Genomic DNA, 19,863 nt, shown 5'->3' with positions numbered 1-19,863 from the left:
CTACCATGATGCGCAGCCATTATTGCGGCCAACTGAACGAAAGCCTGGAAGGTCAGGAAGTTACTCTTTGCGGATGGGTCCATCGTCGCCGTGACCATGGCGGGGTGATTTTCCTCGATATCCGTGATCGTGAAGGCCTGGCCCAGGTGGTGTTCGATCCGGACCGCGCTGAAACCTTCGCCGCCGCCGACCGCGTGCGCAGCGAATATGTGGTCAAGGTCACCGGCAAGGTGCGTCTGCGCCCGGCTGGCGCCGGCAACGCCAACATGGCGTCTGGCATGATCGAAGTGCTGGGCTACGAGCTGGAAGTGCTCAACGAATCGGAAACCCCGCCGTTCCCACTCAACGAATACTCCGACGTGGGCGAAGAAACCCGCCTGCGCTACCGCTTCATCGACCTGCGTCGCCCGGAAATGGCCGAGAAGCTGCGCCTGCGTTCGCGCATGACCACCAGCATCCGTCGTTACCTGGACGAGAACGGCTTCCTCGACGTCGAGACGCCGATCCTGACCCGCGCCACGCCGGAAGGCGCTCGCGACTACCTGGTGCCGAGCCGTACCCACCCCGGCAGCTTCTTCGCCTTGCCGCAATCGCCACAGCTGTTCAAGCAACTGCTGATGGTCGCCGGGTTCGATCGCTACTACCAGATCGCCAAGTGCTTCCGTGACGAAGACCTGCGTGCCGACCGTCAGCCTGAGTTCACTCAGATCGACATCGAGACCAGTTTCCTCGACGAAAAAGACATCATGGGCCTGACCGAAGGCATGATCCGCAACCTGTTCAAGGAAGTGCTGGGTCTGGAATTCGGCGAGTTCCCGCACATGACCTTCGAAGAGGCCATGCGCCGCTACGGTTCCGACAAGCCGGACCTGCGTAACCCGCTGGAGCTGGTGGACGTGGCCGACCAGCTCAAGGAAGTGGATTTCAAGGTGTTCAGCGGCCCGGCCAACGACCCGAAATGCCGTATCGCGGCCCTGCGCGTTCCTGGCGGAGCCAGCATGCCGCGCAAGCAGATCGACGACTACACCAAGTTCGTCGGTATCTACGGTGCCAAGGGCCTGGCCTACATCAAGGTCAACGAGCGCGCCGCGGGTGTTGATGGCCTGCAATCGCCGATCGTGAAAAACATCCCTGAAGCCAACCTCAATGTGATCCTCGATCGCGTGGGCGCGGTTGACGGCGACATCGTGTTCTTCGGCGCCGACAAGGCCAAGATCGTCAGCGAAGCCCTGGGCGCGCTGCGCATCAAGCTGGGTCACGACCTGAAGCTGCTGACTTGCGAATGGGCGCCAATGTGGGTCGTTGACTTCCCGATGTTCGAAGAAAACGACGACGGCAGCTTCTCCGCGCTGCACCACCCGTTCACTGCGCCGAAGTGCTCGCCGCAAGAGTTGGAGGCCAACCCGGCCACCGCTCTGTCGCGCGCTTACGACATGGTCCTGAACGGCACCGAATTGGGTGGCGGTTCGATCCGTATCCATCGCAAGGAAATGCAACAGGCCGTGTTCCGCCTGCTGGGCATCAACGAAGCCGAGCAGGAAGAGAAGTTCGGCTTCCTGCTCGACGCCCTGAAGTACGGTGCGCCGCCCCACGGTGGCCTGGCCTTCGGCCTGGACCGCCTGGTGATGCTGATGACCGGCGCCCAGTCGATCCGTGAAGTGATCGCGTTCCCGAAAACCCAGAGCGCGGCCGATGTCATGACCCAGGCGCCGGGTGTGGTGGATGCCAAGGCATTGCGCGAGTTGCACATTCGTCTGCGTGAACAGCCAAAGGCTGAGTAAGGCTGGCACCTGAGAGGGCGCATCTTCGGATGCGCCTTTTCATTGGGGTCGATATTTCTGATTGCCGGCCACTGCGCACGCGCAGGGCGGGCAATGTTCCAAAGAGAAACGGAGCGAGTTATGGCAGGTCATTCCAAGTGGGCGAACATCAAGCACCGCAAAGAACGTCAGGATGCCAAGAGAGGCAAAATCTTCACCAAGTGGATCCGTGAGCTGACGGTCGCGGCCCGCCAGGGCGGCGGCGATCCGGGTTCCAACCCGCGCTTGCGCCTGGCCCTGGACAAGGCGCTGGGTGCCAACATGAGCCGCGACATCATCGACCGGGCTATCGCCCGTGGCGCCGGTGCGACCGAGGCTGACAACGTTGAAGAGCTGACCTACGAAGGTTACGGCCCGGGCGGTGTGGCGGTGATGGTCGAATGCATGACCGACAACCGCAACCGCACTGCGGCAGCCGTGCGTCACGCGTTCAGCAAATGCGGTGGCAACCTGGGCACCGACGGCTCCGTGGCCTATCTGTTCGAGCGCAAGGGGCAGATCAGTTTCGCGCCGGGTCTCGATGAAGATGCCCTGACGGAAGCCGCCCTGGAGGCCGACGCCGATGACGTGGTCAGCCACGAAGACGGCTCGTTCGACGTGTTCACTTCGTTCGCCAGCTTCTATGCCGTGCGTAACGCCCTGGAGGCGGCCGGTTTCAAACCCGCCGACGCAGAGATCGTCATGCAGCCGACCACCAGTGCCGAACTGGACCTGGAAGGTGCCGAGAAGGTGCTCAAGCTGATCGACATGCTTGAAGACCTGGACGATGTGCAGAACGTCTACTCCAACGCCGACATTCCGGAGTCGGTGGCTGAACAGCTGGGTTAATGATCTTCTATTGAGGCGCATGATTATCAGGGTGGGAGCGGGGTTGCTCGCGAATGCAGTGCATCAGTCGACATCGATGTCGAATGTGACGACCTCTTCGCGAGCAAGCCCGCTCCCACAAGTTCAGGTAACCCCCTTCAAACCGCAGGCGCTATGACTTTAATCCTTGGTATCGACCCTGGTTCGCGCATCACCGGCTACGGTGTGGTTCGCGATACCGGGCGCGGCTGCGTGTACGTCGCGTCTGGTTGCATCCGCACTGGCGCGGGTGAGCTGCCTGAGCGCTTGCAGATCGTTTATCGCGGCGTTCGCGAAGTCATCCAGACCTACGGGCCGGTGACCATGGGTATCGAAAGGGTCTTCATGGCGCGCAACGCCGATTCGGCCCTGAAGCTGGGGCAGGCCCGGGGTGCGGCCATCGTGGCTGGCGCCGAGGAAAACCTGGAGATCGCCGAGTACACCGCGACCCAGGTCAAGCAGGCGGTCGTCGGCACAGGGGCGGCGAACAAGGAGCAGGTGCAAATGATGGTGATGCACCTGTTGAAACTGGTCAGCAAGCCGCAGATCGATGCCTCCGACGCCTTGGCCATCGCCATTTGCCATGCCCACACCCGTTCCAGCCTGTTGCCTCATGGCCTGGGGACCGCACGCAGTCGTGGCGGGCGCCTGCGTCTCTGATAGCATCAGCGCAATCTTTCGTGAGCCCGAGCATCTTGCGCCTGTGTCGTCGGCCTTTATGCCCGGGCTGTTACTCGCCAGCCAGCAGGTTGGCCAACACCCAAGGATCTGAAACGTGATTGGACGCTTGCGCGGCACCCTGGCTGAAAAACAGCCGCCGCACCTGATTCTGGATGTAAACGGCCTGGGCTATGAGCTGGAAGTGCCCATGACCACGCTGTATCGCTTGCCGTCGGTCGGCGAGCCGCTGACCCTGCACACCCATTTGGTCGTGCGCGAGGATGCGCAGTTACTCTATGGCTTCGTCGGCAAGCGCGAGCGGGACTTCTTCCGCGAACTGATCCGTCTCAATGGCGTCGGCCCGAAACTGGCCCTGGCCTTGATGTCGAGCCTGGAGGTCGATGAGTTGGTGCGTTGTGTGCAGTCCCAGGACACCTCGGCCCTGACCAAGGTGCCGGGTGTGGGCAAGAAAACCGCCGAGCGCCTGCTGGTCGAACTCAAGGATCGCTTCAAGGCCTGGGAGGCGGTGCCGGCGATGTTCGCCTTAGTGCCGAATCAACCGAACCAGCCGGACGCGCCTGTGCCTGCGGTCAGCGCCGAAAACGATGCGGTCACCGCGCTGATCTCCCTGGGCTACAAACCGCAGGAAGCCAGCAAGGCGATTTCCGCCATCAAGGAAAAAGGCCTGAGTACTGAAGATTTGATTCGCCGTGCCCTGAAGGGAATGATTTAAGTGATTGAAGCTGACCGCCTGATCGCCGCCACGGGCGCGCCCCGTGACCGCGAGGAAATCCAGGACCGCGCGATTCGTCCTGTCAGCCTGGCCGACTACATCGGTCAACCGACCGTGCGTGAGCAGATGGAGCTGTTCATCCAGGCCGCCCGTGGGCGCAGCGAGTCGCTGGACCACACCTTGATCTTCGGCCCGCCGGGCCTGGGCAAGACCACCCTGGCCAACATTATTGCCCAGGAAATGGGCGTCTCGATCAAGAGCACGTCGGGGCCGGTCCTCGAGCGACCGGGCGACCTGGCGGCGCTGCTGACCAACCTTGAGCCCCATGACGTGCTGTTCATCGACGAAATCCATCGGTTGTCGCCGATCGTCGAGGAAGTGCTGTACCCGGCCATGGAAGATTTCCAGCTCGACATCATGATCGGCGAAGGGCCGGCGGCACGCTCCATCAAGCTCGACCTGCCGCCCTTCACCCTGGTGGGCGCCACCACCCGCGCTGGCATGCTGACCAACCCGTTGCGGGACCGTTTCGGTATCGTCCAGCGCCTGGAGTTCTACAACAACGCCGACCTGGCGACGATTGTCAGTCGTTCGGCGGGCATCCTCGGGTTGCCGCTGGACCCGGACGGTGCGTATGAGATCGCCCGGCGTGCCCGGGGCACGCCGCGGATCGCCAACCGCCTGCTGCGCCGGGTCCGGGATTTTGCCGAAGTCCGGGCCAAGGGCCACATCACCAAGCCGATTGCCGACCTGGCGTTGAACCTGCTGGACATCGACGAGCGTGGCTTCGACCACCAGGACCGGCGCCTGCTGCTGACCATGATCGAGAAGTTCGACGGTGGCCCGGTGGGCGTGGACAGCCTGGCCGCGGCCATCAGCGAAGAGCGCCACACCATTGAAGATGTGCTGGAACCGTACCTGATCCAGCAGGGCTACATCATGCGTACCCCTCGCGGGCGCGTGGTGACCCGCCATGCTTATCTGCATTTTGGCTTAAACATCCCGACACGAATGGGTGAGATGCCAGTGGTAGACGAATTCCTCGATGCCGTGGACGATTGAACGCGCTCGGTACGCCGACTTTTTTCCAGTTCGTGCTGTCCCAGACGACGCCTGGAGCGTCAATGCGTTCGAGAATGAAAAAACAGTTGCCTGGCCGATTGGCAACCTGAGGAGTAAGCACTAGAGTATGCGCGCGCAAAACGGGCTGGAGTCGTTCGCACATCGCTGTCGCGTTTATTACGAGGACACCGATGCTGGCGGCATCGTCTACTACGTCAATTACCTCAAGTTTATGGAACGGGCTCGAACCGAACGGCTGCGGGAACTGGGTTTTGCCCAATCCGCGCTGGCAGGGGAGGACCTGTTATTCGTCGTGCATTCCAGCGAAGCGCGCTACCACGCGCCGGCGCGACTGGACGACGAACTGGTGGTAAGTGCCGATGTCATCGAATTGAACCGTGTCAGCCTGCGCTTCAAGCAGCAGGTCAGGCGGGCTACGGATAACGTGCTGCTCTGTGAAGGGCAGTTTTTGGTGGCCTGTGTGCGCACCCATAGTTTGAAACCCCGGGCCATTCCCGAAGCTCTACGTGCGGCCTTTGCCGGCGTGAGCGGCGCGGGTACACACTCAGAGCAGGAGATAAAGCGTGGAAGCTAACGTCGTCGACCATTCCTCCATGTGGAGCCTGGTCAGCAATGCCAGCGTCGTGGTGCAACTGGTAATGCTGACCCTGGTAGCCGCATCGGTGACCTCATGGATCATGATTTTTCAGCGCAGCAACATGCTGCGCGCCGGTCGCCGTGCCCTGGAGAGCTTCGAGGAGCGCTTCTGGTCCGGCATCGACCTGTCCAAGCTCTATCGCCAGGCCGGCAGCAACCCGGACCCGGATTCGGGCGTCGAGCAGATCTTCCGTGCCGGCTTCAAGGAATTCTCCCGCCTGCGCCAGCAGCCGGGCGTCGACCCTGAAGCGGTGATGGAAGGTGTGGCCCGTGCCATGCGCGTCGCCATTTCCCGCGAGGAAGAGAAACTCGAGCAGGGCCTGTCGTTCCTGGCCACCGTCGGTTCGGTCAGCCCGTACATCGGTCTGTTCGGTACCGTGTGGGGGATCATGAACTCCTTCCGTGGCCTGGCTTCTGCCCAGCAAGCAACCCTGGCCACCGTGGCCCCGGGCATCGCCGAGGCACTGATCGCCACCGCCATCGGTCTGTTCGCGGCCATCCCGGCCGTTATCGCCTACAACCGCTTCGCCGCCCGCAGCGAAATGCTGACCGGCCGTTACTACACCTTCGCCGATGAATTCCAGGCGATCCTGCACCGTAAAGTGCACACCAGCGAAGAATAAGCAGGTATTTCCCAATGGCTTTAATCGCTCGAGCCCGAAAAAAGCGCAAGCCGGTTGCCGAGATGAACGTGGTGCCCTACATCGACGTGATGTTGGTGCTGCTGGTCATCTTCATGGTGACCGCGCCGATGCTCAATCAGGGCGTGAAGGTCGATCTGCCCAAGGTTTCCAGCGAAGCCTTGCCGCAGGACAACAACACCCAGGTACTGACCATTTCGATCAAGGCTGACAAGACCTACTACTGGAACCTTGGCAGTGAAGTGGACACCGAGAAGCAGCAGGACCGGGCCATGACCTTGCCGCAGATGACCGATGCGGTGACCAAGATCATTCGTGTCGGCAACGATGCCGGCAAGCGCACGCAGGTCTTCATTCGCGGCGACAAGACCGTCGACTACGGTGCCGTGATGGGCGCCATGGGCGGCCTGCAGAAAGCCGGGGTCGGTAATGTTGGCTTGATCACCGAGGCCCCCTGATGCAGCAACAGCGAGAGCCGTCCGCCTCGGAAAGCTACTTCTGGCCCAGTGTCCTGGCCATCGGCTTGCATGTGCTGGTGTTCGGCATGCTGTTCGTCAGTTTTGCCATGACCCCGGAGCTGCCGCCGGCCAAGCCGATCGTGCAGGCGACCTTGTACCAGCTCAAGTCGAAAAGCCAGGCCACCACGCAGACCAACCAGAAGCTTGCCGGTGAGGCGAAGAAATCCGCCGCGCGCCAGACCGAAGTCGAGCAGATGGAACAGAAGAAGGTCGAGCAGGAAGCGATAAAGGCAGCGGAACAAAAGAAAGAGGAATCGGCTCAAAAGGCCGAGGAAGCCAAGAAGGCCGATGAGGCGAAGAAAGCGGACGAGGCAAAAAAGGCTGATGAAGCCAAGAAAGCCGACGAAGCGAAGAAAACCGCCGAGGCCAAAAAGGCAGAAGAGAAACAATTGGCTGATATAGCCAAGAAGAAATCCGAAGAAGAAGCCAAGAAAGCCGCTGAAGAAGAGGCCAAGAAAGCGGCCGCTGAAGAAGCGAAGAAAAAGATCGTCGAGGACGCGAAGAAAAAAGCAGCCGAAGACGCCAAGAAGAAAGCTGAAGCTGACGAGGCGAAAAAGAAAGTCGCCGAAGACGCGAAGAAGAAAGCCGCCGCCGACGCCGCCAAGAAAAAGGCCCAGGACGCAGCGCGTAAATCCGCCGAAGACAAAAAGGCCCAGGCCTTGGCAGATTTGCTTTCCGACACGCCGGAGCGCCAGCAGGCCTTGGCCGATGAGCAGGGCGATGAAGTCGCCGGCAGCTACGATGATCTGATTCGTGCCCGAGCGGCAGAAGGCTGGGCTCGTCCACCTTCGGCGCGTAAAGGCATGACGGTAGTATTGCAAATCGGCATGTTGCCCGACGGTACGGTTACCTCGGTCAGCGTCGCCAAGTCCAGTGGTGACGGCCCGTTCGACGCTTCGGCGGTCGCAGCGGTCAAGAACATTGGGCGATTGACGGAAATGCAAGGAATGAAACCGAGCGACTTTGCTCCCTATCGTTCATTCAAGATGACATTCACACCTGAGGATCTAGCCTTGTGAGAAACCTTCTTCGATCAATGCTGGTCGTTATCTGCTGCCTGGCAGGGATAGCGGTAGCAGAGGAAAAGAACATTCTGGTCACCAGCGGCAGCGACCGGGCGACCCCGATCGCCGTCGTACCGTTCGGCTGGCAGGGCGGTAACGTCCTGCCGGACGACATGGCGGAAATCATCGGCAACGACCTGCGCAACTCGGGTTACTACGCGCCGATTCCGAAGCAGAACATGATCAGCCTGCCGACCCAGGTCAGCGAAGTCATCTACCGCGACTGGAAGGCCCTGGGCGCCCAGTACATCATGGTCGGCAGCATCGTTCCGGCTGGCGGTCGCCTGCAGGTGCAGTACGCCCTGTTCAACGTCGCCACCGAGCAGCAAGTGCTGACCGGCAGCGTGTCGGGCAGTGTCGATCAGCTGCGCGACATGTCGCACTACATCGCCGACCAGTCGTTCGAGAAACTTACCGGCATCAAGGGCGCGTTCTCTACCCGCATGCTCTACGTGACGGCCGAGCGTTTCTCCGAGAACAACACCCGCTACACCCTGCAGCGTTCCGACTATGACGGCGCGCGTGCGGTGACCTTGCTGCAATCGCGCGAGCCGATCCTGTCGCCGCGCTTCGCCCCCGATGGCAAGCGCATCGCCTATGTCTCGTTCGAGCAGAAGCGTCCGCGCATTTTCGTGCAGCACATCGACACCGGTCGTCGTGAGCAGATCACCAACTTCGAAGGCCTGAACGGCGCGCCAGCCTGGTCGCCGGACGGTTCGCGCCTGGCGTTCGTACTGTCCAAGGACGGTAACCCGGACATTTATGTGATGAACCTGGCTTCGCGTTCGATCTCCCGCGTCACCAATGGCCCGGGCATCAACACCGAACCGTTCTGGGGCAAGGATGGCTCGACCATCTACTTCACCTCCGACCGTGGCGGCAAGCCACAGATCTACAAGACCGGTGCCGGTGGTGGCGGTGCCGAGCGCGTGACGTTCGTCGGTAACTACAACGCCAACCCTAAACTGTCGGCAGATGAAAAGACCCTGGTGATGATCCATCGCCAGGATGGTTTCACTAATTTCAAGGTGGCGGCCCAGGATTTGCAGCGCGGTAGCGTAAAAATCCTCACTGATAGCACTCTGGACGAGTCACCCACTGTTGCGCCCAACGGCACCATGGTAATCTACGCCACCCGCCAGCAGGGCCGGGGAGTCTTGATGCTCGTGTCCATTAACGGACGCGTGAGGCTCCCGCTTCCTACCGCTCAAGGCGAAGTCAGAGAACCGTCCTGGTCCCCTTACCTGAACTGACGCGGCGCTATACGTTTTACTTAACACACTGGGGTTCATTAGGAGTTTCACGATGGAAATGCTGAAGTTTGGTAAATTTGCTGCGCTGGCTCTGGCCATGGCTGTAGCTGTAGGTTGCTCGTCCAAAGGCGGCGACAATGCCGGTGAAGGCGCTGTTGATCCAAACGCTGGTTACGGCGCTAACACCGGTGCAGTTGACGGCTCCCTGAGCGAAGAAGCTGCTCTGCGCGCAATCACCACCTTCTACTTCGAATACGACAGCTCGGACCTGAAGCCAGAAGCCATGCGCGCTCTGGACGTTCACGCCAAAGACCTGAAGTCGAACGGCGCTCGCGTTGTTCTGGAAGGCAACACCGACGAACGTGGTACTCGTGAGTACAACATGGCACTGGGCGAGCGTCGTGCGAAAGCCGTTCAACGCTACCTGGTACTGCAAGGTGTTTCCCCAGCTCAGCTGGAACTGGTTTCCTACGGCGAAGAGCGTCCAGTTGCTACCGGCAACGACGAGCAGTCCTGGGCTCAAAACCGTCGCGTCGAACTGCGTAAGTAATTCGTCATGCGAACGTGCCGTCGTGCTGTAACTGTTCTGGCTCTCAGCCTCGCGCCGCTTGCGGCGTGGGCTGCGGTTCCTGTGGTCGATAACGATTCCGGCTATAACAATAGCGGGAGCAGCTATCCGCCTGCAGGTTACGGTACGAACGGCGCCTATGCCGGGGGAGGGGTTTCGGCCCCTGTCTCGGCACAGGGCGAGCTGTTCAACCAGCTCCAGCAAATGCAGGATCAGCTTTCGCGCCAGCAAGGCGTGATCGAAGTTCTGCAGAATGATATTTCGCGCATGAAGCAGGAAAACCTGGAGCGATACCAGGATCTTGATCGGCGCATAGGATCCGGCGTTGCACCTGCCGCGACTCCCGAGAATTCTCCAGCCGGTGGCGACTTGAACGCCCCCGGTGCAGCCGCAGGCGCGGGGGCAGCCGCTCCCGCAGCACCTGCCGCCGGTGGCGAGCCGGCTGATCCGGCGAAGGAAAAGCTCTATTACGATGCTGCCTTCGACCTGATCAAGGCCAAGGATTTCGACAAGGCCAGCCAGGCCTTTGGCGCTTTCCTGCGCAAATACCCAAACAGCCAGTACTCGGGCAATGCCCAATACTGGTTGGGCGAAGTGAACCTGGCCAAGGGTGACCTGCAAGGCGCTGGCCAGGCGTTCGCCAAGGTTTCGCAACTGTATCCCAAGCACGCCAAAGTGCCGGATTCGCTGTACAAGCTGGCTGACGTAGAGCGCCGCCTCGGTCACACCGACAAGGTAAAAGGCATTCTGCAGCAGGTGGTGGCCCAATATCCGGGTACATCCGCCGCCCAGTTGGCCCAGCGTGATCTGCAACGCATGTAAGCTGGCTTGACCTGTTTTGAAGAAACCCGCGCCTGCCGCGGGTTTTTTCGTTAGAATTCACGCCCTTTTTATGAAACACGCTTTTTGGGATCTGCGCGTTGGCGGGGTTCCTTGAAGTGCCTGACGGAGGCGGACAGCCTGTTTAGCTGTTACGCCCGTGGCGACTATGCAAGACACATTGAGAATCACCGAAGTTTTTTACTCGTTGCAGGGTGAAACGCGGACGGCTGGGCTGCCCACAGTATTTGTGCGCCTCACTGGTTGCCCGTTGCGTTGCCAATACTGCGACAGTGCCTACGCGTTCAGCGGCGGCACCTTGCGAACCCTCGACGATATCCTGGAGCAAGTGGCCAGTTATCGTCCGCGTTATGTCTGCGTCACGGGCGGCGAGCCATTGGCGCAACCCAACGCCATTCCCTTGCTCAAGCAGTTGTGTGATGCCGGATATCAGGTTTCCCTGGAAACCAGCGGCGCCTTGGATATCTCGGCCGTCGACCCGCGTGTCAGTCGCGTTGTGGACCTGAAGACTCCAGGTTCCAAGGAAGCGCACCGCAACCGTTACGAGAATATCGAACTGCTGACGCCCAACGATCAGGTCAAGTTCGTGATCTGTTCCCGGGAAGATTACGACTGGGCCGTGTCCAAGCTGATCCAGTACGGACTCGACCAGCGGGCCGGCGAAGTATTGTTGTCGCCGAGCCATCACGATTTGAGCGCCCGGGACCTGGCGGACTGGGTGGTGGCGGATAACCTGCCGGTGCGCCTGCAACTGCAGCTGCATAAATATCTTTGGAACGACGAGCCGGGGCGCTGATATGACAGAACATTCGAACATTGCGGAAAAACGTGCGGTCATCCTGTTGTCCGGCGGCCTGGATTCGGCCACCGTCGTGGCCATGGCCCATGCCGAGGGTTACCGCTGCTACACCATGAGTTTCGATTATGGTCAGCGCCACCGCGCAGAACTGCACGCCGCCGAGCGAGTGGCCCGGGACCAGGGCGTGGTGGAACACAAAGTGATCGGCCTGAACCTCAACGGCATCGGTGGCTCGGCCTTGACCGACAGTTCCATCGACGTGCCGGAGGCGCCTGGCGAAGGCATCCCGGTGACGTATGTGCCGGCGCGTAACACCGTATTCCTGTCCTTGGCATTGGGCTGGGCCGAAGTGCTGGGCGCCCGTGACATTTTCATCGGCGTCAATGCCGTGGATTATTCCGGTTACCCGGATTGTCGCCCGGAGTTCGTCGAAGCCTTCGAGCGCATGGCGAACCTGGCGACCAAGGCCGGCGTAGAAGGGCAGGGTTTCCGCATCCAGGCGCCGTTGCAGAATCTCAGCAAGGCCGACATCGTCAAGGCCGGTGTGAAGCTTGGCGTGGACTACGGGCTCACTGTTTCCTGCTATCAGGCCGACGATCAGGGCCGTGCTTGCGGCAAGTGCGACAGCTGCCGCCTGCGCGCAGAAGGCTTTGCCGCGGCGGGTGTGAGCGATCCAACCCGTTATTTTTGATTTATTTCAAATTAGGTGTTGAATAGTCCTTAAAAATCAGTATTATACGCGCCACCACACAGCGGGTCGTTAGCTCAGTTGGTAGAGCAGTTGGCTTTTAACCAATTGGTCGTAGGTTCGAATCCCACACGACCCACCATTTTTTGCAGTTTTAAAAGTCTGGAAGGCCCACGAAAGTGAGGATTTCCGGATTTTTTTTTGCCTGAAATTAAGTGTCCCCCCGCCCAAGGGCAGGGAGTCAGCAGTCCTGTTGTAGAGCCGTCGCCATGCTCACGACTGCCAGGGCCTTCAGCCCTTTTTCTCGCCCGACGCGGAGCGATGAACGCCAGGAACCAGCGCTTCCCACGCGAGCCAACGTCCTGCCTGGATCTGCCATGAGGGCACCCGACAGGACCATTCGTTCTGTGGTTTCCTGGCGAATACCGGTAGCCGAGGTTTGCGCACAACCTTGCTATTGAGCGTGCTCACACAGAACTTCGAGTAGTTTTTCAGTTCTTTGAGTTCAAGTGACAGCATGTCTTTTGGGCACAGTAACAGTACGTCCCCAAAGGAATATAACTGGAACGCCTCGACTTCTATTTTTTGCGCAGCAACCTGACGTGTTTTCCACAGGGTGGCGCTCAGGTCTTGCAGCTTTATATCCTCTGGCAAGGTGTATCGCTCCGCCGTTTGTTGGCGAACCGATAAGCCGCCTGCTGCGATGTAGGTGATCTGGCTCAAACTGCCCGGCGAGAGCAATGTGAAGACGCAAAAGGCGAAGATCATTGCGACCAGGCCATTGAAGGTCCGCCTGTAGATATCCCCCTTGAAACAATAAAATATGACGACCGGTAGCAGGGTGAAGATGAGTGTCAGCCAGGACAGGCCCGCCACGTAGGGGACGGTGTCAGGCGTTTCCCTCTCCATATAGGAGCGTATCGTCAGCAGGATTGGAAAGGCGGCGAAGATCACGGTGACGAATATGGAGATCGAGAGCAGGGTGACGAGCCAGAACTCTTTGCGAGCCCATACCCACGACTGTAGCCGCTGCCATTTTTCTTTTAGCCAGAGCCACGCTGGCGTCGTCTTGTTCTTGAGTGCCTGCCAATAGGTGAGCCATTCTTGCGACCAGGTCTTCTGGGCGGGGGCTGCCTTGTGCTGCAATTTTTTCCGCTTTATTTGTTGATGGGCTGCCAGGCGCTTCAAGCGGGCTCGATCTAGCCTGGCTTGGACAAGTGTGCTTTTCCTGATGATTCTTTTGAACGGCGTGAATGCGTACATGAGAAAGCACGCAACGAAGACGATCAGGAGTAACGCCGCCATTGTCGCCCAGTGGTTCAATAAAGTGGGCAAGAAGAAGGTGGCCCAGATGAACGCGCTAAATCCCACAACCGTGGGGAACACCAGATAGAAAACAATCTTCGGTTGGTGGTCCTTCATGTTTGAAAAAAGCGAAACCGAGCAGCCGAACATCCACGTTGTTGCCCCCAGGATGAACAAATACGAAAGCATCAGCAGCAGGACCAGCACGACCCAGACCAACAGCGCAGACTTCACATCGATCGACGGCATGAAAAGGTCGATACGTCCAATCGTGCGGGTATAGAGATACAGCGTGATGAACCCAAGCCCTGTCGCGAGCAGGCCTAACGTGACGGTGATTTGGGTCCAATAGGAAAGAATGCGTTTGACGGTTCGCTTTAGCACTTCAGCGAAGGTTCTGTCAGGAATGACGGACAAGGCGTAGCTCCCTTACGAGGTAAAAATCCTGGCAGGTATAGTAACGCCAAGTCGCACCCGCTAAATCTTCAACCTATCAAGTCCTCCTACTGGAAATTCAGCGGATGTGCTGTCCGTAACGTTTTGGGTCCAGGCGCAATACCATCACCATCATCAACGCCATGACCGCCGTGAGCGACCACCAGGCCCACTCAAAACTCCCCAATTGGTCGCGGATCATCCCGGCAATCAATGGCGAGAGCCCGGCGATGAGATAGCCGACACCCTGCACGAACGCGGTAAGGCCACCGGCCCGACGTGGGTTATCCAGGTGGTCGAGGGATACGATCAGGCTCATGGGGAACAGGCCGCCGATACCCAGCCCCAGCAGGGAGGCCCATAGCAGGCTGAAGCGTTCCGGACTGAGGATCAGGCCGCAGAAGCCGCCGATGATCAGGGCTAGCAGGACGGTGAGCACCAGGCGTTTATCCCGGCTGCGGTTGGCAATCGCCGGAGTGATCAGGCCGGACAACACTTCCATTGCCGTGAGGAACCCCAGCAGCAGGCCAGCGTGCTGTTCGCTCCAGCCCTTTTCCACGTAGTACGGCGCCAGCCAGGCCAGCACGCAGGTGTAGGAGGCGGTGCCCAGGCCAAAGAAAATCGCCAGGAGCCAGGCCCGGGCGTTGCTGGAAAACGCTTCGTGATGCCGGGACGCTGCTTCGGGCAAGGGCGTGATGTTCGAGCGCTGGGCGTACCAGCAGCCCAGGGCGACCAGTGCCAACAATGCCCAGATCGCCAGGCCGACGCGCCAACTGCCAGTCTGCGTCAGGACAAAGGGTGAAAACGATGCGGCAAGCGCCGCCCCGCCCATGATGGAGGTGACGTACAAACCCATGAACAGCGAGACGTTGTCGGCGAAGCGCGATTTGATCAGTGCCGGCATCACCGCCTGGATCAAGGCGATCCCGAGCCCGGCCACGATCGCACTGGCGATCAACCCGGCGGCGCTGTCCAGGTACAAGCGCGAGGCCGTGGCGAGACCAATGATCAACAGCGACAGCACGATGGTGCGGTGTTCACCGATGCGCAGGGCGATGCGCATGCCCAGGAACATCGCGAGGCCCATCGCCATGACGGGCAACATGGTCAACAGCGAGGCGGTACTGAAACTCAAGGGCACCTCGCCGCGAATAGCCGACAACAACGGCCCGACCGCCGCCATCGAGGGCCGCAGGTTCAGCGCGACCAAGACGATGCTGACCATCAGCCAGACGGCGTGGGTGCTTGAGGTTCGAATGTTTTCCATAACAGGGCCTTGGCTGGATAAAGCCCCATTTAGGCCAGGGCACCTTGCGATGGGCAAACTGAAAACTGGTGAGGCTTATTTAATAATTAGATGTTGCTCGCTTTTGTGGCGAGGGAGATTGCTCCCGCTTGACTCTGTAGGAGCTGGCGAAGCCTGCGATCCTTTGTTTTTTTGCTCGTTCGCTCACGACTCAAGTGTCTGGGACAAGATCGCAGCCTCGTTGCACTCGACAGCTCCTACACGCACCCCAGCGGGAGCAAGCTCCCTCGCCACGGATTCAGTGGGGCGTTAGTCGGTTATTCCATCCCCGGGCTCAGCGTCCCCAGCCACGCCACCAACCCCAGGATGATCACCGCGACAGTGAACTCCAGGACCATGCTGCGCCGCAGGGCATTCACCGCGACCCCGTGCTCGCCGGTCTTTCGGGCCTGCTCCAGCAGTGGGCTCAGGTGAAAACGGTTCAGCGCGGCGAACACCAGCATGGCCGCGAACAAGATGAGTTTGAGCGCCAGCAACTGTCCATAGGTACTGTCGAACAAGCCTGCGACGTTTGGGCCGACGATAAACAGATAATTCACCACCCCCGTCACGCTGATGACCACCACGATCACCGCCCCGGCGGTTTCAAACCCGGTCAACGTCCGGGCCAGTACCGCCAACTGCGGTTCGGTCTGGCGAAGCAGCAGGGCGAACGCGGCCAAGGCGCCGACCCAGCCACCCGCCGCCCACAGGTGCAGGAAGTCGGTGATGAAGTGCCAGTTGCGGCGTGTGCCTTCGTCCATGGCGCCATGCCCTGCCCAGGCCAGCGTCGCCAAGGCCACCGCCCCGCCCAGCATCGCCAGGCCCAGGCTGGCGCTCGGCCAACGTGTATTGAGCGTCACGGCGAAGCCGGCCAGCAGCAGCGCCGCTATCCGCAGCGTCCAACTCAAGCCGAAATCGGTCTCCATCACCATCATTTCAACGTGCGGCCACAGCTCGGCCCAGTCCGCAACGCCGCTCATGGCCCAGGCCATGCACGCCATGGCGGCGAAGGAGAGCAACCCGCCCAGCACCGCCGTGGTCAGCAGCAGCGGCGTGAAAGGCAACTGCGCGCCCGAGACCCGCTCCTGGCCTCGCAGGCTATAGAGGCCGAACGCGGCCAGGCCGAACAACAGCATCAAATCCAGGTACAGGGCGAAACGCAGGGCGATGTTGATCGAGTCGCTCATCAACTCACTTCACCTTGAACGTGACGTTACCGGTGATCGGGTGAGTGTCGGACGACACCGCGCGCCACTGGACCTGATAGGTGCCGGCGGTGAGGGGACCATTCGGGACAATGACCATGGTTTTCGGGTCATCGCTGCCGGAAACCTTGGCTGGCATGGGCATGGGCGAATGCGCCGCCATGCCGGGCATGGCGGTCATCATCAGCTTGGCGCCGGAAAACTTGGTCAGCAGGTTTTCGGAAAAATGCAGCTCGATTTTTGCAGGTGCCGCCCCGTCTGCACCGTCGGCAGGGGTAGAGGACAGCAGTTTCGGGTGGGCCTGGGCCAGGCCACTGACCAACAGGCCGGAGGATAAGGCAACGGCGACAACAGCGGTTTTGATGAATGACATGCAAGGACTCCTACAGCTTGGTTTTTAGTTTTTAGTGAAGCAGGTCAGTGGCTCAGAACCACATGCGCACGCCCAACACCAGGCGCGCTTCGCTGCGGTCTTCGCCTTCTTCCCGGGCGTAGTCGGCGGTGTTGCCGTAGACCCGATTCCAGGTGACGCCAATGTAGGGCGCGAATTCGCGGCGTATTTCATAACGCAGCCGCACGCCGAGTTCGGTGTCCGACAACCCTGAGCCGACGCCACGGGCGGGATCGTTCTTGCCATAGAAGTTGACCTCGGCGGTGGGCTGCAGGATCAACCGATTGGTCAGCAAGATGTCGTAGTCGCCTTCCAGTCGTGCCGCGCTCTGGCCGCCTTCACCGATGAACGCGGTGGCTTCGGCTTCGAAGTTGTACAGCGCCATGCCTTGCACGCCGAAGGCGGCCCAGGTTTGCGCATCGCCCGGCTTGAAGTCCTGGCGTACGCCGGCCACCACGTCCCACCAAGGACTGATGGCGTGGCCCCACAGGGCTTGAAGCTCTGCCTCTTCGGTCTTGCCGTTGAGGCGTTCACCTTCGGAGCGCAGCCACAAGCGGTCGATGTCGCCACCGATCCAGCCGGAGGCGTCCCAGCTCAGGGCGCTGCCGTCATCGGCGTCTTGCCACTCCAGCTGGTCGATGAGGAAAAACGAATGGATGGCGCTGTCATGCACCGCGTGTCCGCCATGATCCTCGTAGACGGCGGCGCGGTCGGCGGCGGTCAGTTCCGGGATCGGTGTGCGGCTGCTGGTCGGCGCTGATTGCATGGGTTCCATGCCCTGCATCGAGTCCATGCCTTGCATCTGGCTATGGTCCATCCCGGGCATCTGGCTGTGATCCATGCCTTGCATGTCGTTGCCCGCCGCCCAGGCCGAGGTGGCGCCGAGGGTCAGGCTGGCAATGAGTGCCATGGGGTAGTGAAAAACAGTGGTCATGGTCGGCTCCTCATTCCTGCACCCGAACTTCACGGAACATCCCCATCTCCATGTGAAACAGCAGATGACAGTGGTACGCCCAGCGCCCGAGGGCATCGGCGGTGACGCGGTAGCTGCGCTTGGTGCCCGGCGGCACGTCGATGGTGTGCTTACGCACCATGAACTGGCCGTTCTCATCCTCCAGGTCGCTCCACATGCCGTGCAGGTGGATGGGATGGGTCATCATGGTGTCGTTGATCAGCACGATGCGCAGTCGCTCGCCGTACTTGAGCAGCAGCGGCGCGGCGTCGGAAAATTTCACGCCGTTGAACGACCAGGCGAATTTCTCCATGTGCCCGGTCAGGTGCAGCTCGATCGTACGGCCCGGCTCGCGGCCGTCGGGGTCGGGGAAGGTGCTGCGCAGGTCTGAGTAGGTCAGCACTTTGCGGCCGTTGTCGCGCAGCCCCATGCCCGGGTCGTCGAGCCTGGGCTTGACGCTCATGGCCTGCATGTCCACCAGGGGGTTGTCGTTCTCGGTGTCGGGATGCGACTGCATGCCGTCCATGCCTTGCATGGCACCGTGATCCATACCGGCCATGTCGCCCATGCCCTGCATCTGGCTGTGATCCATACCTTGCATCGAGCTGTCGTCCATTCCCGCCATGCCCTGCATCGAGCCATGGTCCATGCCACCCATGCCCATGTCGTCCATGGTCACCAATGGCCGCGGGTCCAGGGGCGGCACCGGTGCCGACAACCCGGCCCTGGCCGCGAGAGTGCCGCGGGCATAGCCGGTGCGGTCCATGGACTGGGCGAACAGGGTGTAGACCTCCTGGGTCGGTTCGACGATGACGTCATAGGTTTCGGCCACGGCGATCCGGAACTCGTCGACGCTCACCGGTTTGACGTATTGGCCGTCGGACGCCACCACCGTCATCTTCAAGCCAGGAATGCGCACGTCGAAATAGCTCATGGCCGAGCCGTTGATAAAGCGCAGGCGAAGACGTTCGCCAGGCTTGAACAGGCCAGTCCAGTTCATATCCGGCGCCTGGCCGTTCATGAGGTAGGTGTAGGTGGCGCCACTGACGTCGGCCAGGTCAGTGGGATTCATCTTCATCTCGGCCCACATCTTGCGATCGGCCACGGTGCTGGCCCAGCCGTTCTTGCCCACATCGTCAATGAAGTCGCCGACGGTGCGTTTGTTGTAGTTGTAGTAGTCCGACTGTTTCTTGAGCTTGCGAAGGATGTCGGCGGGGTCTTCATCGGTCCAGTCGGTGAGCATCACCACATAGTCCCGTTCGTACTGGAAGGGCTCCGGCTCCCTGGCGTCGATCACCAGCGGGCCGTAGACCCCGGATTGTTCCTGGAAGCCGGAATGGCTGTGGTACCAGTAGGTGCCGTTTTGCCGGACCTTGAACTGATACACGTACATGCCGTCGGGTTCGATGCCTTTGAAACTCAACCCCGGAACGCCGTCCATGTTGGCTGGCAGCAGGATGCCGTGCCAGTGGATGGACGTGGTGTCCTTCAAGCGATTGCGCACCCGCAGGGTCACGGTGTCGCCTTCACGCCAGCGCAGCAGCGGGCCGGGAATGCCGCCGTTGATGGTCTGGGCGGTACGTGGGTTGCCGGTGAAGTTGACCGGGCTTTCGCCGATGAACAGGTCGAACTCGGTGCCGCTCAGGACGTTGGGCTGGCCCGGGCCGGTGACCGCCCAGACAGGCGCGCGCCACAAGCCCAGGCCGCCGAGGATGCCACCGGCAGTCAGGCCCTTTACGAAGGTTCGCCGGGAAGTTTTTGTTTGCATACGATGGAAGTCCGCCAGTCGATTCGCAGCGAACACGGGGGCAATCCCCCGGTGTCGCTTTGAAAAGAAGATGACATAAGCCGGCCGGGCAGGTGATTACATTTCGGTCAGCTTGCCGGAGGCAGAAGCCACTATTGCCTTGGCTAACGCAAAACCTGTGGCGAGGGGATTTATCCCCGCTGGGCTGCGAAGCAGCCCCAAAGAAGGTGAATGCAACATGCCTGATACACCACGGTGTCAGGGTTTAGGGCTGCTGCGCAGCCCAGCGGGGATAAATCCCCTCGCCACAAGGTTTGTGTTCGACTCAGTTGCCTGTGACAGGTTGGTCGGGCACAGGTCAGAATGATCTTTTGCATCGACGGGATATTCT

At 60.5% G+C, this 19,863-nt stretch carries 20 protein-coding genes and 1 tRNA gene; 15 read left to right on the top strand and 6 right to left on the bottom strand.

Annotated features, from left to right (window positions below):
* Positions 1–5 precede the first annotated feature (5 nt).
* From aspS to CFII68_RS00515, 15 genes are all read left to right on the top strand, one after another.
* Positions 6–1,781 (top strand): aspartate--tRNA ligase, encoded by a 1,776-nt coding sequence (gene aspS, locus CFII68_RS00450; RefSeq protein ID WP_014339921.1) that lies wholly within the window; start codon positions 6–8, stop codon positions 1,779–1,781.
* Positions 1,782–1,901: 120 nt separating this feature from the next.
* Positions 1,902–2,648, top strand: coding sequence for a YebC/PmpR family DNA-binding transcriptional regulator (locus CFII68_RS00455; protein WP_018614256.1), 747 nt, complete (start codon positions 1,902–1,904; stop codon positions 2,646–2,648).
* Positions 2,649–2,801: 153 nt separating this feature from the next.
* Positions 2,802–3,326: a crossover junction endodeoxyribonuclease RuvC gene (gene ruvC, locus CFII68_RS00460; RefSeq protein ID WP_018614254.1), complete on the top strand. Its 525-nt coding sequence runs from the start codon at positions 2,802–2,804 to the stop codon at positions 3,324–3,326.
* 115 nt (positions 3,327–3,441) lie between these two features.
* Positions 3,442–4,059 carry a Holliday junction branch migration protein RuvA gene (gene ruvA, locus CFII68_RS00465; protein WP_018614253.1) on the top strand — a complete coding sequence of 206 codons (618 nt, stop codon included), beginning with the start codon at positions 3,442–3,444 and terminating at the stop codon, positions 4,057–4,059.
* Entirely contained in the window at positions 4,060–5,121 is a 1,062-nt protein-coding gene (ruvB, locus tag CFII68_RS00470; protein WP_003178599.1) for a Holliday junction branch migration DNA helicase RuvB, read from the top strand. It begins immediately after the preceding gene.
* A gap of 127 nt (positions 5,122–5,248) precedes the next feature.
* A complete protein-coding gene (gene ybgC / locus CFII68_RS00475) occupies positions 5,249–5,716 on the top strand; it encodes a tol-pal system-associated acyl-CoA thioesterase (RefSeq protein WP_003205037.1) in 468 nt (155 codons plus the stop codon).
* A complete protein-coding gene (gene tolQ, locus CFII68_RS00480) occupies positions 5,706–6,401 on the top strand; it encodes a protein TolQ (RefSeq protein WP_014339916.1) in 696 nt (231 codons plus the stop codon). Before ybgC ends, tolQ begins: the two co-directional genes overlap by 11 nt.
* A 23-nt stretch (positions 6,402–6,424) precedes the next feature.
* Complete coding sequence (gene tolR, locus CFII68_RS00485) at positions 6,425–6,877, top strand: protein TolR (protein WP_161798348.1); 453 nt, start codon at positions 6,425–6,427, stop codon at positions 6,875–6,877.
* Entirely contained in the window at positions 6,877–7,956 is a 1,080-nt protein-coding gene (gene tolA / locus CFII68_RS00490) for a cell envelope integrity protein TolA (protein WP_018614246.1), read from the top strand. Before tolR ends, tolA begins: the two co-directional genes overlap by 1 nt.
* Complete coding sequence (gene tolB / locus CFII68_RS00495; protein ID WP_018614244.1) at positions 7,953–9,254, top strand: Tol-Pal system beta propeller repeat protein TolB; 1,302 nt, start codon at positions 7,953–7,955, stop codon at positions 9,252–9,254. The genes tolA and tolB overlap by 4 nt, the downstream gene beginning before the upstream one ends.
* A 52-nt stretch (positions 9,255–9,306) precedes the next feature.
* Entirely contained in the window at positions 9,307–9,804 is a 498-nt protein-coding gene (gene pal, locus CFII68_RS00500) for a peptidoglycan-associated lipoprotein Pal (protein WP_003205029.1), read from the top strand.
* A 6-nt stretch (positions 9,805–9,810) separates the two neighbouring features.
* Positions 9,811–10,644, top strand: a complete 834-nt coding sequence (ybgF, locus tag CFII68_RS0126270) for a tol-pal system protein YbgF (protein ID WP_033062953.1) — start codon at positions 9,811–9,813, stop codon at positions 10,642–10,644.
* 166 nt (positions 10,645–10,810) lie between these two features.
* The gene (gene queE, locus CFII68_RS00505) at positions 10,811–11,458 is read left to right on the top strand and encodes a 7-carboxy-7-deazaguanine synthase QueE (protein ID WP_018614239.1); all 648 of its coding nucleotides are present in this window, start codon (positions 10,811–10,813) and stop codon (positions 11,456–11,458) included.
* Between the two features lie 19 nt (positions 11,459–11,477).
* Positions 11,478–12,152, top strand: coding sequence for a 7-cyano-7-deazaguanine synthase QueC (gene queC, locus CFII68_RS00510; protein WP_172681172.1), 675 nt, complete (start codon positions 11,478–11,480; stop codon positions 12,150–12,152).
* A 63-nt stretch (positions 12,153–12,215) separates the two neighbouring features.
* A tRNA-Lys gene (locus CFII68_RS00515) sits at positions 12,216–12,291 on the top strand.
* Between the two features lie 149 nt (positions 12,292–12,440).
* Here the strand turns inward: CFII68_RS00515 and CFII68_RS00520 are convergent.
* From CFII68_RS00520 to CFII68_RS00545, 6 genes are all read right to left on the bottom strand, one after another.
* Complete coding sequence (locus CFII68_RS00520; protein WP_018614236.1) at positions 12,441–13,871, bottom strand: hypothetical protein; 1,431 nt, start codon at positions 13,869–13,871, stop codon at positions 12,441–12,443.
* Positions 13,872–13,968: 97 nt separating this feature from the next.
* Positions 13,969–15,156: a cyanate transporter gene (locus CFII68_RS00525; protein ID WP_018614234.1), complete on the bottom strand. Its 1,188-nt coding sequence runs from the start codon at positions 15,154–15,156 to the stop codon at positions 13,969–13,971.
* 296 nt (positions 15,157–15,452) lie between these two features.
* The gene (gene copD, locus CFII68_RS00530; RefSeq protein ID WP_018614232.1) at positions 15,453–16,364 is read right to left on the bottom strand and encodes a copper homeostasis membrane protein CopD; all 912 of its coding nucleotides are present in this window, start codon (positions 16,362–16,364) and stop codon (positions 15,453–15,455) included.
* 4 nt (positions 16,365–16,368) lie between these two features.
* Positions 16,369–16,755 carry a copper homeostasis periplasmic binding protein CopC gene (copC, locus tag CFII68_RS00535; RefSeq protein WP_018614230.1) on the bottom strand — a complete coding sequence of 129 codons (387 nt, stop codon included), beginning with the start codon at positions 16,753–16,755 and terminating at the stop codon, positions 16,369–16,371.
* A gap of 52 nt (positions 16,756–16,807) precedes the next feature.
* Positions 16,808–17,707, bottom strand: a complete 900-nt coding sequence (locus CFII68_RS00540) for a copper resistance protein B (RefSeq protein WP_018614229.1) — start codon at positions 17,705–17,707, stop codon at positions 16,808–16,810.
* 10 nt (positions 17,708–17,717) lie between these two features.
* Positions 17,718–19,493, bottom strand: coding sequence for a copper resistance system multicopper oxidase (locus CFII68_RS00545; RefSeq protein WP_018614227.1), 1,776 nt, complete (start codon positions 19,491–19,493; stop codon positions 17,718–17,720).
* Positions 19,494–19,863: the final 370 nt, after the last annotated feature.

This window comes from Pseudomonas sp. CFII68, assembly GCF_000416195.1.
Classification (GTDB): Bacteria; Pseudomonadota; Gammaproteobacteria; order Pseudomonadales; family Pseudomonadaceae; genus Aquipseudomonas; species Aquipseudomonas kilonensis.
This window is presented reverse-complemented; position numbering and strand designations above follow the sequence as displayed.

Excerpts from the sequence above, each read along its gene's own strand:
- aspS (WP_014339921.1), top strand. The coding sequence starts at position 6 with ATGATGCGCAGCCATTATTGCGGCCAACTGAACGAAAGCCTGGAAGGT.
- CFII68_RS00455 (WP_018614256.1), top strand. The coding sequence starts at position 1,902 with ATGGCAGGTCATTCCAAGTGGGCGAACATCAAGCACCGCAAAGAACGT.
- ruvC (WP_018614254.1), top strand. The coding sequence starts at position 2,802 with ATGACTTTAATCCTTGGTATCGACCCTGGTTCGCGCATCACCGGCTAC.
- ybgC (WP_003205037.1), top strand. The coding sequence starts at position 5,249 with ATGCGCGCGCAAAACGGGCTGGAGTCGTTCGCACATCGCTGTCGCGTT.
- tolA (WP_018614246.1), top strand. The coding sequence starts at position 6,877 with ATGCAGCAACAGCGAGAGCCGTCCGCCTCGGAAAGCTACTTCTGGCCC.
- pal (WP_003205029.1), top strand. The coding sequence starts at position 9,307 with ATGGAAATGCTGAAGTTTGGTAAATTTGCTGCGCTGGCTCTGGCCATG.
- ybgF (WP_033062953.1), top strand. The coding sequence starts at position 9,811 with ATGCGAACGTGCCGTCGTGCTGTAACTGTTCTGGCTCTCAGCCTCGCG.
- queE (WP_018614239.1), top strand. The coding sequence starts at position 10,811 with ATGCAAGACACATTGAGAATCACCGAAGTTTTTTACTCGTTGCAGGGT.
- CFII68_RS00525 (WP_018614234.1), bottom strand. The coding sequence starts at position 15,156 with ATGGAAAACATTCGAACCTCAAGCACCCACGCCGTCTGGCTGATGGTC.
- copD (WP_018614232.1), bottom strand. The coding sequence starts at position 16,364 with ATGAGCGACTCGATCAACATCGCCCTGCGTTTCGCCCTGTACCTGGAT.
- copC (WP_018614230.1), bottom strand. The coding sequence starts at position 16,755 with ATGTCATTCATCAAAACCGCTGTTGTCGCCGTTGCCTTATCCTCCGGC.
- CFII68_RS00540 (WP_018614229.1), bottom strand. The coding sequence starts at position 17,707 with ATGACCACTGTTTTTCACTACCCCATGGCACTCATTGCCAGCCTGACC.
- CFII68_RS00545 (WP_018614227.1), bottom strand. The coding sequence starts at position 19,493 with ATGCAAACAAAAACTTCCCGGCGAACCTTCGTAAAGGGCCTGACTGCC.